Genomic DNA, 16,148 nt, shown 5'->3' with positions numbered 1-16,148 from the left:
AATTGAAAGAGGAGGTTACTAAAGTGAGCGAAAGAAATGATCGTAAAGTTTATGTAGGTAGAGTCGTTTCCGATAAAATGGATAAAACGATAACTGTACTTGTTGAAACATACAAAACACACAAGTTATATGGTAAACGAGTAAAATACTCTAAAAAATACAAAACTCATGATGAAAACAACTCAGCTAAATTAGGGGACACAGTTAAGATACAAGAGACTCGTCCTTTATCAGCAACTAAACGTTTCCGTTTGGTAGAAATTGTTGAAGAATCAGTAATTATTTAATTAAATAGTGAAGATAAAGGAGGTTTAACTCATGATCCAACAAGAAACACGATTAAAAGTAGCAGATAACTCTGGTGCGCGTGAAGTTCTTACAATTAAAGTATTAGGTGGATCTGGTCGTAAAACAGCTAACATTGGTGACGTTATCGTTGTAAGTGTTAAAAATGCTACACCAGGTGGCGTTGTCAAAAAAGGTGAAGTAGTAAAAGCTGTTGTAGTTCGTACTAAATCAGGTGTACGCCGTAACGATGGTTCATATATCAAATTTGATGAAAATGCATGTGTCATCATTCGTGACGACAAAGGCCCACGTGGTACTCGTATTTTTGGACCTGTTGCTCGTGAATTACGTGAAGGCAACTTCATGAAAATTGTATCATTAGCTCCAGAAGTACTTTAATAAAACATTTATAAATATATAAATTTAAGGAGGTGCCACACATGCATATCAAAAAAGGTGACAACGTAAAAGTTATCGCAGGTAAAGACAAAGGTAAAGAAGGTAAAGTTGTTTCAACTGAACCTAAAAAAGACCGTGTCGTTGTGGAAGGTGTCAATATAATTAAAAAGCACCAAAAACCAACTCAATTTAATCCTGAAGGTGGAATCTTAGAAACAGAGGCAGCAATCCATGTTTCTAATGTACAGTTATTAGACCCTAAAACGAATGAACCAACACGCGTAGGTCATAAATTCGTAGATGGTAAAAAAGTTCGTATCGCTAAAAAATCTGGCGAAGAAATCAAATCTAATAATTAATAATTAATTGAAAGGAGGATCCACTGTGAACCGTTTAAAAGAAAAATTCAATTCTGAAGTTACTCAAAACTTAGTTAAGCAATTTGACTACAGTTCAGTAATGGAAGTTCCAAAAATAGAAAAAATCGTTGTAAATATGGGTGTCGGTGACGCTGTTCAAAATACTAAAGTATTAGATGATGCTGTAGAAGAATTACAAGCTATCACTGGTCAAAAACCATTAATTACAAAAGCTAAAAAATCAGTAGCAACATTCCGTTTACGTGAAGGTATGCCTATCGGTGCGAAAGTAACACTACGTGGTGAAAGAATGTATGACTTTTTAGATAAATTAATTGCTGTTTCACTTCCACGTGTACGTGACTTCCAAGGTGTATCTAAAACTGCATTCGATGGTAGAGGTAACTACACTTTAGGTGTTAAAGAACAATTAATTTTCCCAGAAATTGACTATGACCGAGTAAATAAAGTACGAGGAATGGATATCGTTATCGTAACGACTGCTAACACTGACGAGGAAGCTCGTGAATTGTTATCACAATTCGGTATGCCATTTCACAAATAATCTCTAAAGGAGGCTAATTAAGTGGCTAAAACTTCAATGGTTGCTAAGCAACAAAAAAAACAAAAGTTCCAAGTACGTGAGTATACTCGTTGTGAACGCTGTGGTCGTCCACATTCTGTATATCGTAAATTTAAATTATGCCGTATTTGTTTCCGTGAATTAGCTTATAAAGGCCAAATCCCTGGCGTTCGTAAAGCTAGCTGGTAATAGAAAATAGTCTGAAAGGAGGCAACAATCAATGACAATCAACGATCCAATTGCAGATATGCTAACTCGTGTAAGAAACGCAAACATGGTGCGTCACGATAAGTTAGAATTACCTGCTTCAAACATTAAAAAAGAAATTGCTGAAATTTTAAAAAGTGAAGGTTTCATTAAAAACGTAGAATACGTTGAAGACGATAAACAAGGGGTTATCCGTTTATTCCTTAAATATGGTCAAAACAATGAACGTGTTATCACTGGTTTAAAACGTATTTCAAAACCTGGTTTACGTGTATATGCTAAAGCTAACGAAGTACCTAAAGTACTTAATGGTTTAGGTATTGCATTAGTTTCAACTTCTGAAGGTGTTGTAACTGATAAAGAAGCTAGAAAACGTAACATCGGTGGAGAAATCCTAGGTTACATTTGGTAATAATAAATAATAAGGAGGTGCGATAACATGAGTCGTGTTGGTAAAAAAATTATTGACATCCCTAGCGACGTAACAGTAAGTGTTGAAGGTAACACAATCACTGTTAAAGGTCCTAAAGGTGAATTATCAAGAACAATGAATGAAAGAATGACATATAAACAAGACGAAAGCACTTTAGAAGTTGTAAGACCAACTGATTCTAAAGATGATAGAACAGTACATGGTACAACTCGTGCTTTAATTAACAATATGATACAAGGTGTTAAAGAAGGATACCAAAAAACACTTGAACTTGTTGGTGTTGGTTACCGTGCTCAAATGCAAGGTAATGACTTAATTTTAAACGTTGGTTACTCTCACCCAGTTGAAATTAAAGCTGATGATGGTATTACTTTCGGTGTTGAGAAAAACACAACAGTAACTGTTGCTGGTATTTCTAAAGAACAAGTTGGAGCAATCGCTTCAAACATTCGTTCAGTAAGACCTCCAGAACCTTATAAAGGTAAAGGAATTCGTTACCAAGGTGAATACGTTCGCCGTAAAGAAGGTAAAACTGGTAAATAATAAATAACTTTCAGAAGAAAGGAGTATTAAGATGATCAGCAAAATTGATAAAAACAAAGTGCGTCTTAAAAGACATGCGCGTGTACGTAATAAATTAGCTGGCACAGCAGAAAAACCACGTTTGAACATCTATCGTTCAAATAAACACATCTATGCACAAGTCATTGATGATGTAAATGGTAAAACATTAGCACAAGCTTCAACTCAAGAAAAAGATTTAGCAAATGAATCTGGATCAAAAGTTGAATTATCAGCTAAAGTTGGCGAAACTGTAGCTAAAAGAGCTAGCGAAAAAGGCGTAAAAACAATTGTATTTGACCGTGGAGGATATTTATACCATGGCCGTGTTAAAGCCTTAGCAGATGCAGCTCGTGAAAATGGTTTAGAATTTTAATTTAAAGGAGGGACATTTACATGGCTCGTAGAGAAGAAGCGAAAGAATTTGAAGAACGCGTTGTTACAATTAACCGTGTTGCGAAAGTTGTAAAAGGTGGTCGTCGTTTCCGTTTCACTGCATTAGTAGTAGTTGGAGATAAGAACGGTCGCGTTGGTTTCGGTACTGGTAAAGCACAAGAGGTACCTGAAGCAATTAAAAAAGCAGTTGAAGCAGCTAAAAAAGATTTAGTTGTAGTTCCACGTGTTGAAGGTACAACACCTCACACAATTACTGGACGTTTCAGTTCAGGCAGTGTATTTATGAAACCAGCTGCACCAGGTACTGGTGTAATCGCAGGTGGCCCTGTTCGTGCGGTATTAGAATTAGCGGGTATCACTGATATCTTAAGTAAATCTTTAGGTTCAAATACACCAATTAACATGGTTCGTGCTACAATCAATGGATTAAAAAACCTTAAAAATGCTGAAGATGTTGCGAAATTACGCGGCAAATCAGTAGAAGAATTATACAATTAAGGAGGGAAAATAAGTTATGGCTAAATTACAAATTACCCTCACTCGTAGTGTTATAGGTCGTCCAGAAACACAACGTAAAACTGTTGAAGCTTTAGGTTTGAAAAAAACAAACTCTTCAGTAGTTGTTGAAGATAACCCTGCTATTCGTGGGCAAATCAACAAAGTAAGTCACTTAGTGACAGTAGAAGAAAAATAATTTTAAGGAGGTGCCGATATGAAATTACATGAGTTAAAACCAGCAGAAGGTTCTCGTAAAGTTCGTAACCGCGTTGGACGTGGTGCAGCTACTGGTAACGGTAAAACTAGTGGTCGTGGACAAAAAGGACAAAAAGCGCGTTCAGGTGGTAGTGTAAGACCAGGCTTCGAAGGTGGACAATTACCATTATTCCGTCGCTTACCAAAACGAGGTTTTACTAACATCAACCGTAAAGAATATGCTATTGTTAACTTAGACCAACTTAATAAATTTGAAGATGGTACTGAAGTAACTCCTGCTTTATTAGTAGAATCTGGTGTAGTTAAGAGTGAAAAATCTGGTATTAAAATACTAGGTACTGGTTCTCTTGATAAAAAACTAACAGTTAAAGCTAGCAAATTCTCTGCATCTGCAGCAGAAGCTATTGATGCAAAAGGCGGAGCACACGAGGTGATCTAATGTTTGAAACGCTTGTGAGCTTCTTTAAAACAAAAGAAGTTCGTAACAAGATCTTTTTTACTCTCGCAATGTTAGTTATTTTTAAAATAGGTACTTATATTCCAGCACCTGGTGTTAACCCAGCTGCTTTTGACAGTCAACAAGGTTCTCAAGGTGTCACTGACTTGTTAAATACATTTGGTGGCGGAGCCTTGAAGAACTTTTCTATCTTTGCCATGGGTATAATGCCTTATATTACTGCGTCAATCGTAATGCAGTTATTACAAATGGATATTGTTCCGAAGTTTTCAGAGTGGGCAAAACAAGGTGATGCAGGTAGAAAGAAACTTAATAACGTAACGCGTTATTTTGCTATTGTACTTGCTTTTATCCAATCTATTGGGATGGCTTTCCAATTTAATAATTATTTAAAAGGTCAATTGATCATGGATCAATCGATTCTTAGTTATTTATTAATCGCTGTTGTTTTAACAGCTGGAACAGCATTCTTAATATGGTTAGGTGAACAAATCACTCAATTCGGTGTTGGTAATGGTATTTCCATTATCATCTTCGCTGGTATTTTGTCTTCATTACCTTCATCACTAATCCAGTTTTATCAACAGGCCTTTGTTGGCCAAGATGATACTTCTATGGCTTGGTTGAAAGTAATTGGCTTAATTATTGGAATGATATTATTAACGGTTGGTGCAATATATGTACTACAAGCTATTCGTAAAATTCCAATTCAATATGCGAAGAAACAATCAGCACAACGATTAGGTTCACAAGCAACATATTTACCTTTGAAAGTTAACTCTGCAGGTGTTATCCCAGTTATCTTTGCAATGGCATTCTTCTTGTTACCAAGAACATTGACATTGTTTTTCCCTGACGCAAGTTGGGCGCAAAAGGTATCAGACGTGGCAAATCCATCGAATAACATTGGTATGATTGTGTACGTTGTACTCATCATAGCATTTGCTTACTTCTATGCATTTGTACAAGTTAATCCTGAAAAGATGGCAGATAACCTGAAGAAACAAGGAAGTTATGTTCCAGGTATTAGACCTGGCGAACAAACCAAAAAATATATTACTAGAGTTCTCTATCGTTTAACTTTTGTCGGATCAATATTCTTAGCTGTAATAGCGATTCTGCCAATTATTGCAACGAAAGTAATGAGCTTACCACAGTCTATTCAGGTTGGTGGTACGAGCTTACTAATTGTAATTGGTGTAGCGATTGAAACAATGAAAAGTCTAGAAGCTCAAGTGAGCCAAAAAGATTATAGAGGCTTTGGTGGTAGATAAATTGTAGGAGGGCATTTATGAATATCATTTTAATGGGTTTACCTGGTGCAGGTAAAGGAACTCAAGCGAGTGAAATTGTTAAGAAATTCCCAATTCCACACATATCTACTGGTGACATGTTCAGAAAAGCGATTAAAGATGAAACGGATTTAGGTAAAGAAGCTAAATCGTACATGGATCGTGGAGAATTAGTCCCTGATGAAGTTACTGTGGGTATCGTTAAAGATAGAATATCTGAAGACGATGCGAAAAAAGGATTCTTACTTGACGGCTTTCCTCGTACTATTGAACAAGCTGAAGCATTAAGTAATATCATGAAAGAATTAGATAGAGAAATTGATGCTGTTATCAATATAGAGGTACCTGAAGAAGAATTAATGAACCGCCTCACTGGTCGTAGAATCTGTGAGAAATGCGGAACAACTTATCATCTTGTATTCAATCCTCCAAAAGTTGATGGTATTTGTGATCTTGACGGTGGTAAATTATATCAACGTGAAGATGACAACCCAGAAACAGTTGCTAATCGTTTAAACGTCAATGTAAAACAATCTAAACCTATCTTAGAATTCTATGATAATAAAAATGTTTTGAAAAACATTGATGGTTCTAGAGATATTAAAGTCGTTACAAACGACGTCATTGATATCTTAGAAGATTTAAAATAAGATCAACTTTGTACGGTCTATGTAATGTCAAAGGTATAATTAAATAAGAGTGACAATGCGATTACGTAATTCATTATATTTGTTAAACTGATTAACAACACTTATAGACACGTATGGTTAGAGTTGATTTTTGACGATAACCGACTATTTCATAAAGGGGGAAGTTAATTAATGGCTAAACAAGATGTAATTGAATTAGAAGGTACTGTATTAGATACTTTACCAAATGCAATGTTTAAAGTAGAATTAGAAAATGGTCATGAAATTTTAGCTCACGTAAGTGGTAAAATTAGAATGAATTATATTCGTATTCTACCTGGCGACAAAGTAACAGTAGAAATGTCTCCGTATGATTTAACACGCGGAAGAATTACGTATCGTTATAAATAATCGTCACTCCATAATATAGGGAGGTTTAAAAATGAAAGTAAGACCATCAGTAAAACCAATTTGCGAAAAATGTAAAGTCATTAAACGTAAAGGTAAAGTAATGGTAATTTGTAGCAACCCAAAACATAAACAAAGACAAGGTTAATAAAGAGAGGTGTAAATAATTATGGCACGTATTGCAGGAGTAGATATTCCACGTGAAAAACGTATTGTTATTTCATTAACTTATGTGTACGGTATCGGTACTACTACAGCTAACAAAATTGCTGAAGAAGCTAACGTATCACCAGAAACACGCGTTAAAGATTTAACTGATGATGAATTAGGTCGTATCCGTGAAGTTGTTGACAACTATAAAGTAGAAGGTGACTTACGTCGTGAGCAAAACTTAAACATTAAACGTTTAATGGAAATCTCATCATACCGTGGTATCCGTCACCGTCGTGGATTACCAGTTCGCGGACAAAAAACAAAAAACAATGCTCGTACTCGTAAAGGCCCAGTTAAAACTGTAGCTAACAAGAAAAAATAATAGGTAAAGGAGGCAAAATTTAAATGGCACGTAAACAAGTATCTCGTAAACGTAGAGTGAAAAAGAATATTGAAAATGGTGTGGCACACATCCGTTCAACATTCAATAATACAATCGTAACTATTACTGATGAATTTGGTAATGCGTTATCATGGTCATCAGCAGGTGCATTAGGATTTAAAGGTTCAAAAAAATCAACTCCATTTGCAGCTCAAATGGCATCAGAAACTGCTTCAAAAACAGCTATGGAACATGGTTTAAAATCTGTTGAAGTTACTGTAAAAGGTCCAGGTCCTGGTCGTGAATCAGCTATCCGTGCGTTACAATCAGCTGGATTAGAAGTAACTGCAATCCGTGACGTTACTCCAGTACCACATAATGGTTGTCGTCCGCCAAAACGTCGTCGCGTATAATTTTATTGTTATTGTCGCAGGTCACTGAGAAATACAGTAAAAATCAATCGACGTAAACAAGGAGGATATTTGTAAATGATTGAAATCGAAAAACCTAGAATTGAAACAATTGAAATTAGTGAAGATGCTAAATTCGGTAAGTTCGTTGTTGAACCACTAGAACGTGGCTACGGTACTACACTAGGAAACTCCTTACGTCGTATCCTACTATCTTCATTACCAGGTGCAGCCGTTAAGTACATTGAGATCGAAGGCGTATTACACGAATTCTCAGCAATAGACAATGTCGTTGAAGATGTATCTACAATTATTATGAACATCAAAAAACTAGCATTGAAAATCTATTCTGAAGAAGATAAAACTTTAGAAATTGATGTTAAAGATGAAGGCGATGTAACTGGAAGTGACATTACTCATGATAGTGATGTTGAAATTTTAAATCCTGAGATTAAAATTGCAACAGTTTCAAAAGGTGGACATTTAAAAATCCGTCTAGTTGCTAACAAGGGTAGAGGTTACGCATTAGCAGAACAAAACAAAACTAGTGATTTACCAATTGGTGTAATTCCAGTCGACTCACTTTATTCTCCAGTTGAACGTGTTAACTACACTGTAGAAAACACACGTGTGGGTCAAAGTAGTGATTTTGATAAATTGACATTGGATGTTTGGACAAATGGTTCAATCACACCACAAGAGTCAGTTTCATTAGCTGCAAAAATCTTAACTGAACACTTGAATATCTTCGTTGGATTAACTGATCAAGCACAAAATGCTGAAATCATGATTGAAAAAGAAGAGGATCAAAAAGAAAAAGTACTTGAAATGTCTATTGAAGAATTAGACTTATCAGTACGTTCATACAATTGCTTAAAACGTGCAGGTATCAACTCTGTTCAAGAATTAGCTGATAAATCTGAAGCAGATATGATGAAAGTACGTAATTTAGGTCGTAAATCTTTAGAAGAAGTTAAGTATAAACTTGAAGACCTAGGTTTAGGTTTAAGAAAAGAAGATTAATATAAAGGAGGTTAACTCATGGGTTACAGAAAATTAGGTCGTACTTCTGATCAACGTAAAGCGATGTTACGTGACTTAGCTACTTCACTTATCGTTAGTGAACGTGTTGAAACTACAGAAGCGCGTGCAAAAGAATTACGTAGTGTTGTTGAAAAATTAATCACTTTAGGTAAAAAAGGCGATTTAGCTTCACGTCGTCAAGCAGCTAAAACTTTACGTAATGTTGAAATCTTAAACGAAGATGAAACAGTACAAACTGCATTACAAAAATTATTCGGTGAAGTTGCTGAACGTTATACAGAACGTCAAGGCGGTTACACTCGTATTCTTAAAGTAGGTCCTCGTCGCGGCGATGGTGCTGAATCAGTAATTATTGAATTAGTTTAATTTAAATACATGTACTACTATATATAAAGCAAATGAGTGCAACGATAATGTTTGCCACATACAAATATTGTCTAGCTCAGAGTACCCCATCAAAACTAAATAAAACTTTAAAGCGTGAACTCAAAAATGATGATGGGGTGCGCGCTTTTTTATATTATTAGACCCCCTTAATTCCAAAGGAATTTAGGGGGTCTTATGCAATTGCGGAGCAATAGTAATCGACTGAACCATAATTCCAAAGGAATTTAGGGGGTCTTATGCAATTGCGGAGCAATAGTAATCGACTGAACCATAATTCCAAAGGAATTTAGGGGGTCTTATGCAATTGCGGAGCAATAGTAAACATTAATTATTGGAACATAAACACGTTTTTAAATTAGAATACGGATTGATTTTGTCACAATGATTAACTATCTAAACTTTCTTTAGATTACCTTTTCATGTAAAATAGATAAGGTATATAAAAAACGTTATGATTAATTGGGAGGCTAGAGATATGGATACGCATGACAATATTATTACATTTAACCATGTTAGATTTAAATATAATAGTGATGAGCCACTTGCGTTAAATGATGTATCTTTTGGCATTCCAAAAGGGAAATGGACTTCAATTGTTGGTCATAATGGTTCTGGTAAATCTACGATTGCAAAATTAATGGTCGGTATTGAAAAACCTAGTGATGGGCATATTTATTTTCGTAATCAATGTATTAACCAACAAAATTTGAGTGGTTTGAGACAGCATATAGGCATTGTCTTTCAAAATCCAGAAAATCAGTTTGTGGGTTCTACAGTAGCGTTCGATGTCGCTTTTGGACTTGAAAATAATAGCGTCTCATATGACGATATGCAACGTATAGTGCCCAAAGCGTTGGAAGACGTTGAAATGTTAGATAGAGCAGATTATGAGCCACAGTCACTCTCTGGTGGTCAAAAACAACGGGTTGCAATTGCTGGTGTTCTTGCATTAAATACAGATGTAATTATATTGGATGAGGCAACGTCTATGTTAGATCCAGCAGGAAGAAAAGAACTTATTAGTTTAATCCATCGCTTGAAAGAAGAAAAAGAGGTTACAATCATTTCTATTACACATGACTTAACTGAAGCTGCAGAAGCAGATTATTTAGTTGTCTTAAATGATGGTGAAGTATATCAAACAGGTAAGCCGCAACATGTATTTAATGATGGAGACGGTCTGACGGAAATTGGATTAGATTTACCTTTTTCTATTCGCATGGCACGTACTTTGTTGGGGAGCACGGATTTTATAACTTATGAAGGGCTGGTAAAAAAAATATGACAGTCAAATTTAATCAAGTAAGTTATGTATATCAAAAGGGCACCCCATTTGAACATGTAGCTTTAAGGGATATTGAAACTACATTTCAACAAGGGAAATATTACGCAGTCATAGGTCAAACTGGTTCTGGTAAATCGACATTAATCCAGCATTTTAATGGTTTACTTAAACCTTCTACCGGTAAATTGCAAATCGATGATATAACCATTACCCATAAAACTAAGGATAAAGTATTGAAACAAATTCGTAAGCGTATCGGTGTTGTGTTCCAATTTCCTGAATCACAACTCTTTGAAGATTCAGTAGAAAGAGAAATATTGTTTGGTCCAAAAAACTTTAATATGCCTATAGATGAAGTAAAAGCACGTGCATATAAGCTATTAATCGATTTTGGTTTTAGTAGAGATATATTGCAGCAATCACCTTTTCAGATGTCTGGTGGTCAGATGCGAAAAATTGCTATAACATCTATATTGGCTATGGATCCAGATATCGTTATATTAGATGAACCTACGGCTGGACTTGATCCAAAAAGTAGAGATCAAATAATGAAAATGATTAAAAAACTGCAAGTAGAACAAAATAAAACAATCATACTTGTGACACACGAAATGAATGATGTTGCAAAATATGTGGATGAAATAAAAATAATGAAACAAGGTCAACTCGTCGAAGCATGCTCACCTAGAAAGTTGTTTAGTGATACGAATTATGTTAATCAATTGCATTTAGATGTTCCAGATGTTGTAAAATTGCAAAGAGATATTGAGGATAAATATCAATATTATTTCAATAAAATAGCATTAACAGAAGATGAATTTATTGATATGTATAAGGAGTGGCAAGAAGATGAAAGATAAGTTTATAATTGGACGCTATCTTCCTTTAAATACAATTATCCATCATTTGGATCCTAGAGTTAAATTAATATTTGTATTTTTATTTATTGTGTTAATATTTTTTGCACACTCATTTGGAACATATTTATGGTTATTTATTTTGATAATTAGCATTATGAAATTAGCACATATAAAATTTTGGTTCTTAATTAAGGGATTAACACCAATATGGATATTTTTAATATTTACCTTTCTTATGCATTTATTTCTAACTAAAGGTGGTTCACGCATATTTGAAATAGGATTTATTTCTATAGATATACAGGGTATTCTAGAAGGTATCTATATTGTACTTAGACTGATGTTTATTATCATGATATCAACGATTATGACCTTAAGTACAAGTCCGATAGATTTGACTGATGCGTTTGAACGATTATTATCACCGCTTAAAATTGTTAAAATACCAGTACATCAATTGAGTATGATGATGTCCATTGCACTTAGATTTATACCAACATTAATGAATGAATTAGATAAAATTATTTTAGCGCAAAAATCACGTGGTTCAGAAATAAGTTCAGGTGGACTTATTAACAGAATCAAAGCATTTATACCCTTACTTATCCCATTATTTATTTCAGCTTTCCAAAGAGCAGAAGATTTAGCTATAGCCATGGAAGTAAGAGGGTACGATACTCAAAAAATACGTACCAGCTATCGCAGATTAGAGTGGCAGTTTAAGGATACAATTACATTAATTTTGATTATACCCATTGCCATTATATTATTTGGTTTAAAATATTTAGGAGTGTAATAACAGATGCGAGTCTTAGTTAATATTTCATACCAAGGGAGCCAGTTTCTTGGTTTCCAAATTCAGCAACACGGAAGAACCATTCAACAGCAATTTGAAAAGATATTAAAACGCATGCATAAGCATGAGGTAAGAATACATCCAAGTAGTAGAACCGACAGAGGCGTACATGCGATTGAACAGTATTTTCATTTTGATACAGAATTAAATATTCCAGAACAGCAATGGCAATATGCAATGAACCGTGCGCTACCAGATGATATTTATGTCAATGATGTTTCTTTTGTTAATGATGATTTTCATTGTAGATATGATTGCGTTGGAAAATCTTACCGTTATAAGATTTATCAATCAGCCCATAAAGATCCATTTCTTTGTGGATTAAAAACTTATGTGCCTGAACAGTTAGATATTGAAAAGATGAATATGGCAGCGCAACATTTTATAGGAACACATGATTTCACAGGCTTTTGTTCTCAGAAGACTGAGGTTGAAAGTAAGATAAGAACATTATATGAAAGTCGCATAGAAAAGACAGAAAGTGGCTTTGACTATATTGTCACAGGCTCTGGATTCCTATATAATATGGTACGTGTGTTAATTGCATTTTTAATAGAAGTGGGTAAAGGCAAGAGAGAACCACAAGAGGTCCCACAGTTATTAGAAGCAAGAGATCGTAATCAAGTTCCCTTTACCGCGCCGGCTGAAGGATTGTACTTAGAGAAGATTTATTTAACACCCAATGAATTAATTCAAGACTTTGGTAATAATATAAAAATACATCAAAAAAAATCATCACAAAATCTTTAAATTAGATTGACAAAACGACAGAAAAATTATACGATTACTAACGGTATTGTTTTATATCACCCACGATAAGCCCCGGAATCTTATTGTGTAACACGATATAGAAGCACGTAGAAACAAACAATTAATAAAATAAATGAAATCTAAGTTTTAAAAAGTATAAACTATTAAACGAGAAACATTTATTCATTCTAGGAGGACAATTATATGCGTCAAACATTTATGGCTAATGAATCAAACATTGAGCGCAAATGGTATGTTATTGATGCTGAAGGTAAAACATTTGGTCGTTTATCATCAGAAGTAGCAGCTATTTTACGCGGTAAAAATAAAGTAACTTATACACCACACGTTGATACAGGTGATTACGTAATCGTCATCAACGCTTCAAAAATCCATTTCACTGGTAATAAAGAGCGCGATAAAATGTACTATCGTCACTCTAACCACCCAGGCGGAATTAAATCAATTTCAGCTGGTGAGTTAAAAGCGAATAACCCAGAACGTTTACTTGAAAATTCAATTAAAGGAATGTTACCAAGCACTCGTTTAGGTGAAAAACAAGGTAAAAAATTATTTGTATATGGTGGCGCTGAACATCCACACGCTGCACAACAACCAGAAAACTACGAGTTACGTGGTTAATTAAAAGGAGGAAATTACATTGGCACAAGTTGAATATAGAGGCACAGGCCGTCGTAAAAACTCAGTAGCACGTGTACGTTTAGTACCAGGCGAAGGTAATATTACTGTAAACGGTCGCGATGTACGTAGCTATTTACCATTCGAATCATTAATTTTAGACATTAACCAAGCATTCGATGTAACAGAAACTAAAGGTAACTATGATGTATTAGTTAACGTTCAAGGTGGAGGATTTACTGGACAAGCTCAAGCAATCCGTCACGGAATTTCTCGTGCATTATTAGAAGCTGATCCTGAATACAGAGGTTCTTTAAAACGCGCTGGATTACTTACTCGTGACCCACGTATGAAAGAACGTAAAAAACCAGGTCTTAAAAAAGCTCGTCGTTCACCACAATTCTCAAAACGTTAATATTACCGAAACTGTTGCGAATCTATTGTTCGCTTACAGATTTGCTACACGAGTTGCAACAGCAATTTGTGTTCAAATTAATCATCGTTTTAAAGCTCCAGCATAAGCTGGAGCTTTTTTTTTATTATAGATATCACAATGACTACTAAATGATGCTTATTTGAGTCATTTAATCTATAATAGTAGTACACAATTTTTTAATTTGGAGTACGAATATGAAAAAGAGAACAGCGATATATACAACTATCGTAATGATGATTATTTTATTTGTCATCATTACAATTTCAATTTTTAAATTTAACGACAATAGAAAAATTAGTCATAACGATCGTAGTCATATACCCACGTTTTATTTACATGGTTATGCAGGTACAGGAAACTCAATGAAGTTATTAGTGAACGCTGCTTACCAATTAGATAATGAAAAAGATGTTGTTAGTGCAAGGGTATCTCGAAATGGAATGGTGACATTTGAAGGGGATTTAAATTTTAATGCGAAAAATCCAATCATTGACATTATTTTAGAAGATAATACAAATAAAGATTTAAACAAAAATGCACAGTGGATTCGAAATGTCATCATTGCGACCATGACACAGTATCATTTTAATAAATTTAATTTTGTAGCACACTCCATGGGTAATCAATCTTTCAGTTATTATATGTTGAATTATGGCGATGATCTGCATTTACCAAAACTAAATAAACAAGTTAGTTTAGCAGGAAATTTTAACGGCGAAGTAGACATCAATGGTTTAGATTTAAATATAACATTGAACAATCAAGGAAAACCTAATTTAATGTTAAAAGATTATAAAGATATATTACCAATGAAGCATGAATATCCTAAAGATGCTCATGTGTTAAATATTTATGGTGATATTGGCGATGGCACACATTCAGATGGACGTGTAACAAATGTATCTTCAAAATCGTTGGAATATTTACTAGGAGATCACATAGCAAGTTATGAAACCTTTAAAGTGACGGGTCCTCAAGCAGAACATAGTGAATTACATGATAATCAAACTGTCATAGATAAAATCAACACATTTTTATGGGGAAATGAAAAGCATTAACAAAATAAGCCAGTGTCTACCCAATCATCATGTTGGTAGCACTGGCTTATTTAAGCATTAGCTTGAGATAATAAATTTAATAATGATTTACGATTTTCTTCACCAAATACGTGTGGTTGAATCATGATTTCGTCAATATCAAAATCTGTCATCATTAATTTTAATTTTGAGATGACTTCATCTGGAGAACCTACGATAACTCTATTTTGATGTTGTTCTATTTTTTCTAATTCGCGGGACGAATATTTTCGTTGTGCTGCATAAGAGGTCGACGGATAAAATTTAGGTTGATCCAAGTAGTTAATTCGCAATAACCATAGATGAAAAGCATGTGCTAATGACTCACGCTGACTTGCGTCGGTAGCTGTTATGATGAAAGAAGACATAATTACATATGACTGTTTTGCTGTGTGATATTGTTTGAACAACCAACGATAATGATTAATCACTGATTGTATTTGATTTTTATTTTGCCCCATGTTCGCAATGACAAAAGAGAGCCCTTGTTTAGCCGCAAGTGTAGCGCTTGTTTTACTTGTACCTAAGATGAACATATCCGGTTTGGTTTCTATTATCGGTGTGGCACGTAAATCCTTATAACGGTGGTTACTATCTGTGTCATCATTAAAATAATGTATTAAATCTTTAATTTGCGTTAAGTAGTCAGGTTGCTCTGATTTAAATTCATTTAGTGCTTGATTGACATTATTATAACTTGGAGAATGACCAGTACCTATGTTTACACGGTTTGGATGGCGTGCTTCCATAACTTTAAATATTTCAGCGACTTTATAGGCACTATAGTGAGGTAACATGATACCGCCACTGCCAATTTTAATCGATGTCGTATTTTCTAATAAAGACATCATTAGCATTTCAGGTGCGCTAGAAGCAACAGACAATACTTGGTGATGTTCTGCAATCCAATAACGTTGATAACCTAATTGTTCGGATAATTGTGCTAAAGCTACAGCGTGATTGATTGCGTCTGTTGCACTACGTCCTTCAAATATTGGAACATAATCTAATATACTTAGTTTCACAATAGATTTCCCCAATCTTCAATATTAAGTTTAATTTGTGTAATATAGCCAAATCATAACATGAGCGGATAAGGTTAAATAAGCGATTTGATTGATAGAACAAAACTATCTCTATAGAA

Annotated in this window: 27 protein-coding genes; 26 read left to right on the top strand and 1 reads right to left on the bottom strand. The window is 34.5% G+C overall.

The window, feature by feature from the left end; all coding sequences use genetic code 11:
• Window positions 1-23 precede the first annotated feature (23 nt).
• The 26 genes from rpsQ (at window position 24) to ACM595_RS06030 (ending at window position 14,986) form a co-directional block, all read left to right on the top strand.
• The gene (gene rpsQ, locus ACM595_RS06155) at window positions 24-287 is read left to right on the top strand and encodes a 30S ribosomal protein S17 (RefSeq protein ID WP_002482621.1); all 264 of its coding nucleotides are present in this window, start codon (window positions 24-26) and stop codon (window positions 285-287) included.
• Between the two features lie 31 nt (window positions 288-318).
• Entirely contained in the window at window positions 319-687 is a 369-nt protein-coding gene (gene rplN, locus ACM595_RS06150; RefSeq protein WP_002482622.1) for a 50S ribosomal protein L14, read from the top strand.
• Window positions 688-728: 41 nt separating this feature from the next.
• On the top strand, window positions 729-1,046 hold the full coding sequence (rplX, locus tag ACM595_RS06145) for a 50S ribosomal protein L24 (RefSeq protein ID WP_002482623.1): 318 nt from the start codon (window positions 729-731) through the stop codon (window positions 1,044-1,046).
• A gap of 25 nt (window positions 1,047-1,071) precedes the next feature.
• Window positions 1,072-1,611, top strand: a complete 540-nt coding sequence (gene rplE / locus ACM595_RS06140) for a 50S ribosomal protein L5 (RefSeq protein WP_002482624.1) — start codon at window positions 1,072-1,074, stop codon at window positions 1,609-1,611.
• A 21-nt stretch (window positions 1,612-1,632) separates the two neighbouring features.
• Window positions 1,633-1,818, top strand: coding sequence for a type Z 30S ribosomal protein S14 (locus ACM595_RS06135; protein WP_002482625.1), 186 nt, complete (start codon window positions 1,633-1,635; stop codon window positions 1,816-1,818).
• Window positions 1,819-1,849: 31 nt separating this feature from the next.
• Window positions 1,850-2,248, top strand: coding sequence for a 30S ribosomal protein S8 (rpsH, locus tag ACM595_RS06130; RefSeq protein ID WP_002482626.1), 399 nt, complete (start codon window positions 1,850-1,852; stop codon window positions 2,246-2,248).
• Window positions 2,249-2,275: 27 nt separating this feature from the next.
• Window positions 2,276-2,812 (top strand): 50S ribosomal protein L6, encoded by a 537-nt coding sequence (gene rplF, locus ACM595_RS06125; RefSeq protein WP_002482627.1) that lies wholly within the window; start codon window positions 2,276-2,278, stop codon window positions 2,810-2,812.
• Between the two features lie 31 nt (window positions 2,813-2,843).
• Window positions 2,844-3,206 carry a 50S ribosomal protein L18 gene (gene rplR / locus ACM595_RS06120; protein WP_002482628.1) on the top strand — a complete coding sequence of 121 codons (363 nt, stop codon included), beginning with the start codon at window positions 2,844-2,846 and terminating at the stop codon, window positions 3,204-3,206.
• 20 nt (window positions 3,207-3,226) lie between these two features.
• Window positions 3,227-3,724 carry a 30S ribosomal protein S5 gene (rpsE, locus tag ACM595_RS06115; protein WP_011302602.1) on the top strand — a complete coding sequence of 166 codons (498 nt, stop codon included), beginning with the start codon at window positions 3,227-3,229 and terminating at the stop codon, window positions 3,722-3,724.
• Between the two features lie 16 nt (window positions 3,725-3,740).
• Window positions 3,741-3,920 carry a 50S ribosomal protein L30 gene (gene rpmD, locus ACM595_RS06110; RefSeq protein WP_002482630.1) on the top strand — a complete coding sequence of 60 codons (180 nt, stop codon included), beginning with the start codon at window positions 3,741-3,743 and terminating at the stop codon, window positions 3,918-3,920.
• An 18-nt stretch (window positions 3,921-3,938) separates the two neighbouring features.
• Window positions 3,939-4,379 carry a 50S ribosomal protein L15 gene (gene rplO, locus ACM595_RS06105; RefSeq protein WP_002482631.1) on the top strand — a complete coding sequence of 147 codons (441 nt, stop codon included), beginning with the start codon at window positions 3,939-3,941 and terminating at the stop codon, window positions 4,377-4,379.
• Window positions 4,379-5,671, top strand: coding sequence for a preprotein translocase subunit SecY (secY, locus tag ACM595_RS06100; RefSeq protein ID WP_037537939.1), 1,293 nt, complete (start codon window positions 4,379-4,381; stop codon window positions 5,669-5,671). Before rplO ends, secY begins: the two co-directional genes overlap by 1 nt.
• A 17-nt stretch (window positions 5,672-5,688) precedes the next feature.
• Window positions 5,689-6,339: an adenylate kinase gene (locus ACM595_RS06095; protein ID WP_011302604.1), complete on the top strand. Its 651-nt coding sequence runs from the start codon at window positions 5,689-5,691 to the stop codon at window positions 6,337-6,339.
• Between the two features lie 171 nt (window positions 6,340-6,510).
• Complete coding sequence (gene infA / locus ACM595_RS06090; protein ID WP_001118443.1) at window positions 6,511-6,729, top strand: translation initiation factor IF-1; 219 nt, start codon at window positions 6,511-6,513, stop codon at window positions 6,727-6,729.
• Window positions 6,730-6,760: 31 nt separating this feature from the next.
• A complete protein-coding gene (gene rpmJ / locus ACM595_RS06085) occupies window positions 6,761-6,874 on the top strand; it encodes a 50S ribosomal protein L36 (protein WP_002482634.1) in 114 nt (37 codons plus the stop codon).
• Window positions 6,875-6,895: 21 nt separating this feature from the next.
• Window positions 6,896-7,261, top strand: coding sequence for a 30S ribosomal protein S13 (gene rpsM / locus ACM595_RS06080; protein ID WP_002482635.1), 366 nt, complete (start codon window positions 6,896-6,898; stop codon window positions 7,259-7,261).
• Between the two features lie 23 nt (window positions 7,262-7,284).
• On the top strand, window positions 7,285-7,674 hold the full coding sequence (rpsK, locus tag ACM595_RS06075; protein ID WP_002482636.1) for a 30S ribosomal protein S11: 390 nt from the start codon (window positions 7,285-7,287) through the stop codon (window positions 7,672-7,674).
• A gap of 75 nt (window positions 7,675-7,749) precedes the next feature.
• Window positions 7,750-8,694: a DNA-directed RNA polymerase subunit alpha gene (locus ACM595_RS06070; RefSeq protein WP_419744477.1), complete on the top strand. Its 945-nt coding sequence runs from the start codon at window positions 7,750-7,752 to the stop codon at window positions 8,692-8,694.
• An 18-nt stretch (window positions 8,695-8,712) separates the two neighbouring features.
• The gene (rplQ, locus tag ACM595_RS06065; RefSeq protein WP_002482638.1) at window positions 8,713-9,081 is read left to right on the top strand and encodes a 50S ribosomal protein L17; all 369 of its coding nucleotides are present in this window, start codon (window positions 8,713-8,715) and stop codon (window positions 9,079-9,081) included.
• A gap of 496 nt (window positions 9,082-9,577) precedes the next feature.
• On the top strand, window positions 9,578-10,387 hold the full coding sequence (locus ACM595_RS06060; protein WP_115338416.1) for an energy-coupling factor transporter ATPase: 810 nt from the start codon (window positions 9,578-9,580) through the stop codon (window positions 10,385-10,387).
• A complete protein-coding gene (locus ACM595_RS06055; RefSeq protein ID WP_002482640.1) occupies window positions 10,384-11,247 on the top strand; it encodes an energy-coupling factor transporter ATPase in 864 nt (287 codons plus the stop codon). The genes ACM595_RS06060 and ACM595_RS06055 overlap by 4 nt, the downstream gene beginning before the upstream one ends.
• Window positions 11,237-12,043 (top strand): energy-coupling factor transporter transmembrane component T family protein, encoded by an 807-nt coding sequence (locus tag ACM595_RS06050; protein ID WP_002482641.1) that lies wholly within the window; start codon window positions 11,237-11,239, stop codon window positions 12,041-12,043. The genes ACM595_RS06055 and ACM595_RS06050 overlap by 11 nt, the downstream gene beginning before the upstream one ends.
• Window positions 12,044-12,049: 6 nt before the next feature.
• Window positions 12,050-12,853, top strand: coding sequence for a tRNA pseudouridine(38-40) synthase TruA (gene truA, locus ACM595_RS06045; RefSeq protein ID WP_011302610.1), 804 nt, complete (start codon window positions 12,050-12,052; stop codon window positions 12,851-12,853).
• A 204-nt stretch (window positions 12,854-13,057) separates the two neighbouring features.
• Window positions 13,058-13,495, top strand: a complete 438-nt coding sequence (rplM, locus tag ACM595_RS06040) for a 50S ribosomal protein L13 (RefSeq protein WP_002482643.1) — start codon at window positions 13,058-13,060, stop codon at window positions 13,493-13,495.
• A gap of 19 nt (window positions 13,496-13,514) precedes the next feature.
• Window positions 13,515-13,907, top strand: a complete 393-nt coding sequence (gene rpsI, locus ACM595_RS06035; RefSeq protein ID WP_002482644.1) for a 30S ribosomal protein S9 — start codon at window positions 13,515-13,517, stop codon at window positions 13,905-13,907.
• 215 nt (window positions 13,908-14,122) lie between these two features.
• Window positions 14,123-14,986, top strand: a complete 864-nt coding sequence (locus ACM595_RS06030) for an alpha/beta hydrolase (protein ID WP_037537961.1) — start codon at window positions 14,123-14,125, stop codon at window positions 14,984-14,986.
• A gap of 50 nt (window positions 14,987-15,036) precedes the next feature.
• On the opposite strand, the gene ACM595_RS06025 is transcribed toward ACM595_RS06030, so the two are convergent.
• Window positions 15,037-16,029: an LLM class flavin-dependent oxidoreductase gene (locus ACM595_RS06025; protein WP_419744476.1), complete on the bottom strand. Its 993-nt coding sequence runs from the start codon at window positions 16,027-16,029 to the stop codon at window positions 15,037-15,039.
• Window positions 16,030-16,148: the final 119 nt, after the last annotated feature.

Source organism: Staphylococcus sp. LKG3-1 (assembly GCF_048568385.1).
In the GTDB taxonomy this organism is placed as follows: Bacteria; Bacillota; Bacilli; order Staphylococcales; family Staphylococcaceae; genus Staphylococcus; species Staphylococcus saprophyticus.
Note: the sequence above shows the minus strand (reverse complement) of the source record. Positions and strands in the feature narration are given on the sequence as shown.